An 11,358-nucleotide genomic window follows, 5' to 3' on the forward strand; every position below is an offset into this window, starting at 1 on the left:
GAATCGGGCCGCGTGCAACCCGCCTAGTTTACAAGCCGCGAAAGGGGGGAGGCCCCGGCCGAGTGTGCGCTCGCACACGTCTGCCGGGGCCTCCAACTGGGAAGGGACGGGCCGCCACGCGAAGTAGCGGACCGCTCCCTCTACAACGAGCCTTCGGCGGCCGGGTTACGCCGCGTTCGGGGCGGGACCCCCGAACGTGGCGATGCGCCTTCGGGCGAAGCGCCGCCTACTTCGCGGCGACGGTCTTGGCGAGGTTCTCCGACAGGGTGTCGAGGAACTCGTCGGTGGTCTGCCATTCCTGGTCGCGGCCCACCAGGAGCGCGAGGTCCTTGGTCATCTTGCCGCTCTCGACGGTGTCGACGATGACCTTCTCCAGGCCGTTCGCGAACGCGGTGACCTCGGGGGTGCCGTCGAGCTCGCCGCGGTGGGCCAGGCCCCGGGTCCAGGCGAAGATCGAGGCGATCGGGTTGGTCGAGGTCTTCTCGCCGCGCTGGTGGGCGCGGTAGTGGCGGGTCACGGTGCCGTGCGCGGCCTCGGCCTCGACGGTCTGGCCGTCGGGGGTCATGAGGACCGAGGTCATGAGGCCGAGCGAGCCGAAGCCCTGCGCGACGATGTCGGACTGGACGTCGCCGTCGTAGTTCTTGCAGGCCCAGACGTAGCCGCCCTCCCACTTGAGCGCGGCGGCGACCATGTCGTCGATGAGGCGGTGCTCGTAGGTGAGCCCCTTGGCCTCGAACTCGGCCTTGTACTCGTTGTCGAAGACCTCCTGGAACACGTCCTTGAACATGCCGTCGTAGGCCTTGAGGATGGTGTTCTTGGTGGACATGTACACCGGGTAGTTCCGCAGGAGGCCGTAGCGGAACGAGGAGTGCGCGAAGTCCTCGATCGACTTGCGGAAGTTGTACATGCTCAGGGCGACGCCGCCGCCCTCCGGGTAGCGGGCGACCTCGAACTCGATGGGCTCGGTGCCGTCGTCGGGGGTGAAGGAGACGGTGAGCGTGCCGGGGCGGTCGACCTTGAAGTCGGTGGCGCGGTACTGGTCGCCGAAGGCGTGGCGGCCGACGACGATCGGCTTGGTCCAGCCCGGGACGAGCTTGGGGATGTTCTGCATGATGATCGGCTCGCGGAAGATGGTGCCGCCGAGGATGTTGCGGATGGTCCCGTTCGGGGAGCGCCACATCTTCTTCAGGCCGAACTCCTCGACGCGGGCCTCGTCGGGGGTGATGGTCGCGCACTTGACGCCGACGTGGTGCTCGGCGATCGCGTTGGCGGCGTCCACGGTGACCTGGTCGTCGGTGGCGTCGCGGTGCTCGATGCCGAGGTCGAAGTACTTGAGGTCCACGTCCAGGTAGGGGTGGATCAGCTCGTCCTTGATCTTGCTCCAGATGATGCGGGTCATCTCGTCGCCGTCGATCTCGACGACGGGGTTCGCGACCTTGATCTTGGCCATGGTTTCGACCTCTCCTCGCGCGTTCGCCGCGCCCGGTTGACTGCACCCGGTTCGATACGGGCGCGGAGCGGACTGCTCCTAACAGTACGAGCGTACTGGCCCGGCGCCGGGGTCCGTCGACCGGCCCGCCGAGTCGATGGTCACACCGTGAGCGGCGGGAACGGCCTCCGCGCGCGGGCGAGCGGCTACCGTCGAGCAACGGCGAGGCGCAGGGACAGCGAATGAGAGCAGGGGAAACACTCCCCGAAGTTCAACGTAACGATTTCGTTTCAAGGCTGGCGTGCCCGGGGTCACGGCAGGTACGTTCTTTAACTAGAAACAATCTTTCCAGTTTGTTTCGGGAAGCTCCAGGTCCCGTTCAGGCGAGAGCGTTATCGGAAGCTCCCGGTCCCGCTCGACGGCGAGACCGGTTCCGGGAAGTTCACGGACCCGTTTCTCCGAGAGACTGTTTCGAGTCCCACTCGTCCCGGTCGCGGCGGCACCGCCGGCCGCGACTTCGACCAGCGCACGAAGGAGTGCACCAAGGTGAGCGCACCTCCCGCACCCCCGCCGCAGCAGCACGCGGCGGACGCCCCGCCCGCCGAGCGAACCGGCCCCGGCCTCGTCCGGCGCGTCTGGGCCTCCTACGCCTTCCGCCGCATCCGCCAGTCGGTGTTCGTCATCTGGCTGGTCGCGACCATCACCTTCCTGCTCATGCACTTCATGCCCGGCGACCCGATCCAGATCATGGCCGGGCGCCTCAACAGCTCCGGCATGAGCCACGAGCAGGCCGTGGCCACGGCGACGAACATCATCTCGTACGACCCGAACGCGAACGTGTGGGTCCAGTACCTCGACTTCCTCAAGGGCCTGGTCACCTTCGACCTCGGGAACTCCCTCACCAACCCCTCCAAGACCGTGTTCGAGCACGTCATGGAGTACCTGCCTTGGACGCTGTTCGCGGTCGGCGCCGGCGTCGCCCTCGCGATCGTCATCGGCCTGACCGTCGGCATGGCCGCGGCCTACCGGCGCGGCTCCGCCTTCGACCACGCCATGACCTCCATCGGGTCCTTCCTCACCGGCGTCCCCAACTACATCCTCATCGCCGCGGTCATCGTCGTCGGCTACACGATGCTCGGCGTCCTCCCGTTCCTCGACATGCGCGGGCGCATCACCGCAGGCGTCGAGCCGGGCTTCAACCTCGTGTTCTTCGGCGACGCGATCTTCCACGCGATCCTGCCGATCATCGCGTTCGCCTTCACCGCCACCGGCTCCTTCATGCTCAACATGAAGGCCGCCACCACCGAGGTCCTCACCGAGGACTACGTGACCGTGGCCCAAGCCCGCGGCCTCAAGGCCGGGCGCATCAGCCGCGGCTACGTCGGGCGCAACGCGATGCTGCCGATCATCCCCCAGATCGCGCTCCAGCTCGGCACGCTCGTCGGCGGCTCCATCGTCATCGAGCAGATCCTCCAGTACCCCGGCGCGGGGCAGATGCTCATGCAGGCCATCTCCAACCGCGACTACCCGGTCGTCCAGGCCGCCGTCATCATCCTCGCGACCTCGGTGGTCATCGCCAGCCTCATCGTGGACCTCTTCCTCGTCAGGGTCGACCCCCGCATCAAGACCGAAGGGCAGGAAGCGTGACGACCACTCTCGACGCCGCCATCGCGAAGCCCCGCAAGCAGTTCGGGGAGACCTTCCTCGGCCGCCTGTGGACCGGCCTCACCCGCTCCTCCGCCGGCTTCGCCGGGACCCTCCTCGTCCTCGCGATCGTCCTGTTCTCCTTCGTGGGCCCGCTCCTGGTCGACCAGGACAACCCGACCGACACCACCCAGATCTGGACCGAGCCCTCCGCCGAGCACTGGCTCGGCACCCAGTACGAGGGCAAGGACACGTTCACGATCCTGGTGAACTCCGGCGCCCAGCCCATCTGGGTCGGCACGCTCGCGGCCCTGATGGCCGTGTTCATCGCCGTCGCCCTCGGCTCCATCGCCGGGTACTTCCGGGGCCGCGTCGACGCCGTGCTCCTCCAGCTCACCGACGTCACCGTCACGATCCCGCAGTTCCTCCTCATGCTCGCGGTCGTCGCGTTCTTCGAGGACATCCCCCCGTGGGGCATCTCGATCGTCGTCGGCTCCACCATGTGGGCCTTCCTGTTCCGGTCCATCCGCGCGCAGGTCATGTCGCTCAAGGAGCGCGAGTTCGTCGAGGCCGCGCGCCTCCAGAACCTCGGCCCCGCCCGCATCGTCTTCCGGGAGATCCTGCCCAACATGGCCGGGTTCATCTTCGTGAACTTCGTGATCTCGGTGAACCAGGCGATCTACGCGATCGTCGGCCTCTACGTCCTCGGCCTCATGCCCTCCGGCACGCCGAACTGGGGCCTGATGATCCACCAGTCCTGGGGCCAGAACTTCTACCTCAACCCGATCGCCCTGCCCTTCGTCGTCGCGCCGCTGATCATGATCGTGCTCTTCACGATCGGGCTCGTCACGATGGGCCGCGGCCTCGACCAGGCCCTCAATCCGCGCCTGAGGGAAAGGTGAGACCATGACCGACCCGATTCTCAGCGTCCGAGACCTCTCGATCGCGTACCGCACCGGACGCAAGGAGTCCGTGACCGCCGTCAGCGGCGTCGACCTCGACCTCTACGAAGGCCAGTCCCTGGCCCTCGTCGGCGAGTCCGGCTGCGGCAAGACCACCCTCGGCCTCGGCCTCCTGCGGCTCCTCCCCGGGCTCGGCGAGATCACCTCCGGCTCCCTGACCTACCGGCTCAAGGACGGCTCGCGCGCCGACCTGCTCAAGATGAAGAAGGAGCAGCTGCGCCGCTTCCGCTGGAGCGAGGCCGCCATGGTCTTCCAGGGCGCGATGAACGCCTTCAACCCGGTGATCCGCATCGTCGACCACTTCGCCGACACCCTCCGCGACCACTCGGACGGCAAGCGCTGGACGAAGGCCGCCGTCGAGGCCCGCGCCGGGGAGCTCCTGGAGACCGTCCGGCTCGACCCCGACCGCGTCCTCCAGTCCTACCCGCACGAGCTCTCCGGCGGCATGAAGCAGCGCGCCCTCATCGCGCTCGCCATCGCGCTCGACCCGCAGGTCCTCGTCCTCGACGAGCCGACCACCGCGCTCGACCTGCTCACGCAGCGCTCGATCGTGCAGCAGCTCCACGAGCTGCGCAAGAAGTTCGGGTTCACGATGGTGTTCATCACCCACGACCTCGGCCTCGCCGCCGAGCTCGCCGACCGGGTCGCCACCATGTACGCCGGACGCGTCATCGAGACCGGCTCGGCCCGCGACATCTTCTACGGGCCCAGGCACCCCTACACGGCCGGACTCATCAACGCGGTCATGCCCGTCAAGGGCGAGCGCCCGGTCCTGGAGTCCATCCCCGGCTACCCGCCCAGCCTCAAGGCCATGCCCGACGGCTGCGCGTTCAACCCCCGCTGCGCCTTCGCCACGGACGAGTGCAAGCGCGACCGGGTGAACCTCGAGCTGCTCACCGACCGGCCGCTCGCGATGCACCACTCGGTCGCCTGCCTGCACCACGACCGGGTCCGACTCCAGCGCACCGCGCCTGAACAGCTCGCAAGCGTCGCCGAAAGTGAGAACGCCAATGCCTGAGACTGCGAAGACGGCCGCGCCCCTGCTGCGACTCCGCGGCCTCGAACAGGTCTTCGACACCAAGAAGGGCCCCGTCGCCGCCGTGGGCGGCGTCGACCTGGAGGTGAAGGCCGGCAAGGTCCTGTGCCTCGTCGGCGAGTCCGGCTGCGGCAAGACCACCACGGCCCGCGCGGCCGCCGGCATCACCCGGCCGACCGCCGGCGCCGTCGAGTTCCGCGGCAGGCCCCTCACCGACATGAACTCCGGCGAGAAGAGCGCCTACCGGCGCGCCGTCCAGTACATCCACCAGGACCCGTACGCGGCGCTCAACCCCACGCGCACCGTCGCCTCGACCCTCACCGCGGGACTGAAGCGCCACGGGCTGGTCAAGAACCGCACCGAGGCGCGCGCCAAGGCCGCCGAGCTGCTCCAGCTCGTCGAACTCACCCCGCCGGAGTCCTACCTGGACTCCTATCCGCACCAGCTGTCCGGCGGCCAGCGCCAGCGCGTCAACGTCGCGCGCTCGCTCGCCATGAACCCCGAGCTCCTCATCTGCGACGAGTCGACCTCCATGCTGGACGTCTCGATCCGGGTGAGCCTCCTCAACACCCTGGGGCGCCTGCGCGACGACCTCGACGTCGGCTTCCTGTTCATCACCCACGACCTGGCCGTCGCGAAGTACTTCGCGTGGGACGGGGAGATCGCGGTGATGTACCTGGGCAAGGTCGTCGAGCACGGCCCGACCCCCGAGGTCATCGGGAACCCGCAGCACCCGTACACCAAGGCCCTCATCGGCGCGGTGTGCGAGCCGGACCCCGACCTCGCGAAGGCGAACCGCTCGGCCGACCAGCTGCGCTCCGCCGAGATCCCCAGCCTCACCGACCTCCCCGCCGGGTGCGCCTTCCACCCGCGGTGCCCGGCCTTCGAGCCGGGCCTGTGCGACGCGGCGCGGCCGGCCCTCGTGGACACCGGCGGACCGGGCCTCCCGACCGCCGGCGCCGGGCCGGAGCGCAGGGGACGCAGCGTCTCCTGCCATGTCGTCGCACGCGACATCACCCGGACCCGCCCGAGCGGCGGCGACCGGACCCTCACCTTCGACGCCGTGCCCGGCTCACGACGTCCCGGGGCCGAGGCATCGGCCGACGATCCAACGACGAGCCCTGCCGAGTCGGAATCCAGTGGAGCGGCATGGTCGGCCTGATCGCCCGCGCGGGGCTCGCGTTCGGGGTCCTGCTGACCCTGGCCGCAACGCTCCTCCTGCTCTCCCTTCCCTCGGGAACCGCGGAGTCCTCCATCAGCGCGCTGACGGTCGGACTCGGACTGTTCCTCATCCTCATCTCTTTCACTGCCCTCTACATCGAAAGGAAACGGCGATGACCTCTCAGCGATTCGAGCTCAGCCGACGCAATCTCATGCAGGCGGTCGGCCTCGGCGCCGGCGCCGTTGCGACCACCTCCGTCCTCGGCGCGTGCCAGGCCGACAGCGGTGACGGCGGCGACGGCGCGAGCGGCAAGTTCGTGTACGTGTACCCGTTCGACATCTCGGTGGAGCACTACAACGCGGCGCTGAACACCGGCGTGCTGCTGACCGCCGCCCCGGTGGCGGAGCTGTTCATCCCCCGCTGCGCCATCCTGAACTGGGAGACGCACGAGTGGGTGCCGCAGCTGGCCGAGTCCGTCACGCTCGACGGCACCACCCTGACGATCAAGCTGCGCTCCGGCATCAAGTGGACCGACGACGCCGACGTGACCGCCAAGGACGTCGTCGGCACGATCTACCTGCAGAAGCTCAACGCCGCTCAGGGCACCATCGGCTGGGACCAGCTCGTGTCGGCGACCGCCGACGACGACACCACCGTCACCGTGACGTACTCGGAGGCGTTCACCGGCGTCGAGCACGGCGCGCTCAAGGCCCAGGTGCTCCCCTACGCCCGCTACGGCGCGTGGATGGACGAGGCCCAGGGCCTCGTCGAGGCCGGCGAGGTCCAGGGCGGTCCCGGACAGGTCACCCTGGCGGAGAAGATCGCGGCCGAGGACTTCCTGGACGAGGACTTCATCACCTGCGGCGCCTACAAGTTCGACCAGATCGGCGAGACCGTCATCACGATGTCGGTCCACGAGGGCGGCCTGTTCGCCGACCAGGTGAAGTTCTCCACGATCGAAGTCCAGAAGGGCGACAACGCGGCGTCCGTGCAGCTCCTGCTGTCCTCCGCGGTGGACTACTCGACCCAGGTGCTCGGCGCGACCGACCGCTCGACGATCGCGGGCGTCGAGGGCCTGAAGGAGCTGTCGACCCCCGGTTACGACGGCATCGGCCTGATGCTCAACCAGGACCGGTTCCCGGAGTTCGCGGACACGAACGTGCGCAAGGCGTTCATGTACGTCTTCGACACCGAGGTCATCGGCGAGATCGCGAAGGGCGCGGGCGGCTACTACGTCCCGGCGACCTACACGGGCCTGCCGGACCCGCACGCCGAGGGCCTGTTCGACGACGTCGAGCTGGAGTTCTACGCGACCGACCACGCCAAGGCCACGAGCCTGCTCGAAGAGGCCGGCTGGGCCAAGGAGTCGGACGGCTGGCACAAGCCGGACGGCGACCTGGCCGAGTACACGATCATCGGCGTCGAGGGCTGGACGGACTTCGCGCTCTCCGGCGAGCAGGCGGCGGGGCAGCTCACCGAGTTCGGCCTGAACGTGACCTACGAGAACGTCCCGGCCGACAACCCGTGGGGCATCTGGGGCGCGGGCGACTTCGACATCGCGGTGCGCCAGTGGGCCAACCCGTTCGTGCCGTACGTCTACGGCTCCTGGCAGATGACCTGGTTCACCGACAACTCGCAGACCGCCGACGCGATGGGCATGGGCCTGCCGACCGGCGCGGTGGAGACGACCTCGCTGGGCACCGTCAACGTCGACGACCTGTACCTCCAGTCCCAGAAGGGCACCGAGGAGGAGCAGGCCGAGGCGAACAAGACGCTCGGCATCGTGTTCAACGAGACGCTGCCGCGCCTGCCGCTGTTCCTGAACCAGCGCGTCAGCTACGCCGTCGAGGGCGAGCGGGTGAACACGATCGACCCGGGCTCCTACGAGCTCAACGACATCTACTTCGACAACCCGATCATGGTCCGCATCCTCGAAGGCGGCATCGAGCCCGTCTAGGGCGCGTAGGAATCTGGTCTCGCTCCCCGAGACCGCTGCTCGACCTCGGGGAGCGCCGGACTCGGTGGCGGGGGTGGTCCTCAGCCCCGTCCCGCAGCCGCGCATGACCGAGGCGGGTCGACGCGCGGCGACCGAGAGCGGCAAGGCCCCCGGCCGGTGAACCCGGCCGGGGGCCTTGCTGCGTCCAGAACCCCGATGCGCCAACGCCTCCCGCGGCGAGGCCGGGCACGCGGATCGGATTCCGGCCGCCGACGTCGGCCGGAATCACAACATTGCCGGCGGCGGTGAGAGCGGGCCGTCATTGGCGGGGGATGGGGACGCCTGCGGATCGGAGCCTCGTCTCGATCAGTGCGCTCAGGCGGGCCCAGGCCGGCGACTGGTCGTCGCCGTAGCTGCGGATCATGCCGTATCGCGCGGTGCCGTCGTCGGCCCGAACCTGGAGGCTGGTGATGATCTTCAGCAGTGCGGGGTTGGCCAGGAAGTGGTCGGCCATGGCGGTGGCGAGTTCCTCGATCCGCGGGTCGTCCGGCTCCCAGGAGGCGGCCTCTCCTTGGCGCTTGGCCAGGGCCATGAACCTGGTGTCGCCGAGGGCGTTCTCCACCTGGTCGAGGTAGTCGTCGAAGCCGTCGGGGACCAGTGCCCTGGCCAGTACCAGGCCTTCCCGGGCGATCGCGACGTCTTCTGGCGGGATAGCGAACTCGTCGGCCCGGCCCAGGATCGCGAGGGCGCGGTCGGGGAGCAGGGCCTGGTCGCCGTCGGCGAGCCGGTGCAGCATCTCGCGCCGGGCGACCAGTTCCGCAATGCGTTCGTTCAGGCGCAGTTCGACATCGGCGAGCGCCGTCGTGAACTGCTCGGCGTCGGCGTCGAGCATCGGCCCGATCTCGGCCAGCGGGACGCCGGCCTCGGCCAGTGCCCGCACCCGGACCAGGCGGAGCAGCTCGGCGGACCCGTATCGGCGGTACCCCGAACGGTCGCGCCGCGGCTCGTCGAGGAGTCCGCGCTGGTGGTAGTGCCGTACGGTCTTCACCGTGACGCCGGCGAACGCCGCCGCCTGGCCGATCGTGACGCCGCCGCTCATGTGCTCAGTGGTCCTCCTGGTCGAGGATGGCCCCGATCTCGCGTACCGCGCCGGCCACGGCGCCGGAGTCGTGGCGAAGCACCTTCTCGTGGTTGCTCGCGACCTTGGCGCTCACCTGCACGTTCGGGTGGGCGGCGAGCACCGGATCGAGCGTAGCGCGCATCGCTTCCATCGATTCGGCGCTGCCGCCGGTGTTGCCGCCGGAGGCCACGATGAAGCGGACAGGGCAGGCCACCTTGTCGTAGACCGGTGCGATCCCTGCGACGGTCTCGTTGAGTTCGATGTTGATCTCGGCGTGCTGAGCGGCGCTCATCCGCGCGGCCATGCCCAGCGGGCGGGCGAGCGGCAGCGCCAAGCGCATCCGGTGGAACGTCCGCCGGATGTACTCCCGGTTCTCCTCGCCGGTCAGTCCCCACGGATAGGCGCCGTCGACGGGGACGACACCGACGGCGCGGTCCGGATGCCTTGCGGCCCAGTGGATCGCGAGCACGGCTCCGTAGGACCAGCCCACCAGCAGCGGCCGCTCCACACTCCTCGCCTCCAGCACGGCGTCGATGTCCCGCAGGCAGGCGTCGAACGAGTAGTCCGCCGATTGGTGCGATGCGCCGCGGGCGCGCTCGTCGAAGGTGATGTGACGCCAGGCGGGCCCCAGATCGTCGATGACGTGTCGCCAGTGCTTGTGGTTCGCGTACGAGCCGTTGAGGTAGACCACGGGCCTGCCGGTCCCGCCGGTGTCGTGCACCGCCAGTGCCGTGTCCTCGAACGGCACCATGCCCGACCATGCCCATTGAGCTGCGTTGATGTTGTTCATGCGGCCAGTCTGGGCCCTGACCTAAGGTCAAGGTCAAGCCCTCGAAGCAACCAGACAGGTTTCCGGCCACCGAGCCAGGCGATGGACCGTTCGACGGCCCAGCGATGACGGCCGAGCCTTGCTGACGATTCGATCCCGCGGCGGGCGATGCGGTCGCCAATGCGCCGCTCGCACAGTGCCCGATGGCAGTCGGGGATGCCGTAGGCCTAGTCCGCGTGCAGTTTCGCAAACTTGCGGCGCCTGGGCCCGCACAGGGAACGGATCTTCGGGATGCCCTGCACCAACGATTCGAGAGCCTGACTGTCGTGGAGGTTCGCGGCGGAGAGAGACAGGGTCAGCGGCAGGCCGTTCCGGTCGGTGAGGCCCCATCCACACGCGAGTAATACCACCTGCGCGGTACGCCGACTGAGACAAGCTCTATGTGGTCCTGGCGGCTGCCAGAGCACACCCCCGCCCCTGCCAGATGGCCTCAAGAGTCTTCAGAACCTGGGCTCAACCAACCCCTTCACGGCCAAACGGCGGGCGGCAGGCGGCGGGCGGCGACAGAGCGGTGGCTCCTTGGGTCGGGTCTGCGGCCCTGGGCGGCCGATGCTCGCCGTCAGAGCAGGCAGCGACAAAGGGGTGATGCTCTCTTAGTGCGGGACTGTGTCCTTAGAGGTCGGCCGATGCTTGGGTTCGGGCGGCCAGCGACTAGGGGGGACGTCTTGTGGGCCCGATTGTCGGGTCCGAGCGAAGTGGGCCTATCGGTTCGGGCGGGCGGCGATAAGGGGTGGTTTTCCCCTTGGGTTGAGTCTGCGGGCTTGGGGCGGTGGGTGTTCGGGGTCAGGGCGGGCGGCGACAAGAGGCTTCTTGTTGGGCCTGGTTATCGGCGTTGCGGTGGCGGGTGTTCGGGGTTCGGGCGGGCGGCGACAAGGGGTGGCTTTCCCCTTGGGTTGAGTCTGCGAGCTTGGGGCGGTGGATGCTGGTGGTTCGGGCGGGCGGCGATACGGGGTTGTGTGGTGGGCTGGGGTGGGTTGGTGGCCTGGGGCGGTGTGGGTTCGGGGGCTGCCTGGCGGCTGATCGTGGTCTGGGCATGGTGAGGGGCCCGATCCCGCGTGGTGGGTTCGGGCTGCGCCTGGCGTGTGGCGCTTCCCCCAGCAGTGGCCTGCTGGGGCAGGGTAAGAACGGCGGTTCCCCGAAGTCGGTCGACCGAGAAGGGCCCGGCCCCGGTGCGGTGGCGGTGGCGGTGAGGGCGGGCTCCGACCTTGATCGACGCCCTTGGGCGGCTTGGGGTTCGGGG

The 11,358-nt window shown here is 69.0% G+C and carries 9 protein-coding genes and 1 pseudogene; 6 read left to right on the plus strand and 4 right to left on the minus strand.

The window, feature by feature from the left end; genetic code table 11:
• Positions 1-226: 226 nt before the first annotated feature.
• A complete protein-coding gene (locus BLQ63_RS24695; RefSeq protein ID WP_091040200.1) occupies positions 227-1,450 on the minus strand; it encodes an NADP-dependent isocitrate dehydrogenase in 1,224 nt (407 codons plus the stop codon).
• Between the two features lie 525 nt (positions 1,451-1,975).
• Between BLQ63_RS24695 and BLQ63_RS24700 the strand changes: the two genes are divergently transcribed.
• From BLQ63_RS24700 to BLQ63_RS24725, 6 genes are read left to right on the plus strand one after another with little or no spacing between them, the layout of a single operon-like run.
• Positions 1,976-3,076: an ABC transporter permease gene (locus tag BLQ63_RS24700; protein WP_091040201.1), complete on the plus strand. Its 1,101-nt coding sequence runs from the start codon at positions 1,976-1,978 to the stop codon at positions 3,074-3,076.
• Between the two features lie 20 nt (positions 3,077-3,096).
• The gene (locus BLQ63_RS24705) at positions 3,097-3,975 is read left to right on the plus strand and encodes an ABC transporter permease subunit (protein WP_091040219.1); all 879 of its coding nucleotides are present in this window, start codon (positions 3,097-3,099) and stop codon (positions 3,973-3,975) included.
• A 4-nt stretch (positions 3,976-3,979) separates the two neighbouring features.
• Entirely contained in the window at positions 3,980-5,053 is a 1,074-nt protein-coding gene (locus tag BLQ63_RS24710; RefSeq protein WP_091040202.1) for an ABC transporter ATP-binding protein, read from the plus strand.
• Entirely contained in the window at positions 5,046-6,233 is a 1,188-nt protein-coding gene (locus BLQ63_RS24715; RefSeq protein ID WP_091040203.1) for an ABC transporter ATP-binding protein, read from the plus strand. Before BLQ63_RS24710 ends, BLQ63_RS24715 begins: the two co-directional genes overlap by 8 nt.
• Positions 6,221-6,409, plus strand: a complete 189-nt coding sequence (locus BLQ63_RS24720) for a hypothetical protein (protein WP_091040204.1) — start codon at positions 6,221-6,223, stop codon at positions 6,407-6,409. The genes BLQ63_RS24715 and BLQ63_RS24720 overlap by 13 nt, the downstream gene beginning before the upstream one ends.
• Complete coding sequence (locus BLQ63_RS24725) at positions 6,406-8,190, plus strand: ABC transporter substrate-binding protein (protein WP_091040205.1); 1,785 nt, start codon at positions 6,406-6,408, stop codon at positions 8,188-8,190. Before BLQ63_RS24720 ends, BLQ63_RS24725 begins: the two co-directional genes overlap by 4 nt.
• Positions 8,191-8,488: 298 nt before the next feature.
• Here BLQ63_RS24725 and BLQ63_RS24730 read toward each other — a convergent pair whose 3' ends face one another.
• The 3 genes and pseudogenes from BLQ63_RS24730 to BLQ63_RS29905 form a co-directional block, all read right to left on the minus strand.
• Positions 8,489-9,268 (minus strand): MerR family transcriptional regulator, encoded by a 780-nt coding sequence (locus BLQ63_RS24730; RefSeq protein ID WP_091040206.1) that lies wholly within the window; start codon positions 9,266-9,268, stop codon positions 8,489-8,491.
• A 4-nt stretch (positions 9,269-9,272) separates the two neighbouring features.
• Positions 9,273-10,079, minus strand: a complete 807-nt coding sequence (locus BLQ63_RS24735; RefSeq protein WP_091040207.1) for an alpha/beta fold hydrolase — start codon at positions 10,077-10,079, stop codon at positions 9,273-9,275.
• Between the two features lie 74 nt (positions 10,080-10,153).
• Positions 10,154-10,441: pseudogene (locus tag BLQ63_RS29905) on the minus strand (transposase); the annotation flags it as partial.
• Between the last annotated feature and the right edge of the window lie 917 nt (positions 10,442-11,358).

Source organism: Glycomyces harbinensis, from assembly GCF_900101745.1.
In the GTDB taxonomy this organism is placed as follows: Bacteria; Actinomycetota; Actinomycetes; order Mycobacteriales; family Micromonosporaceae; genus Glycomyces; species Glycomyces harbinensis.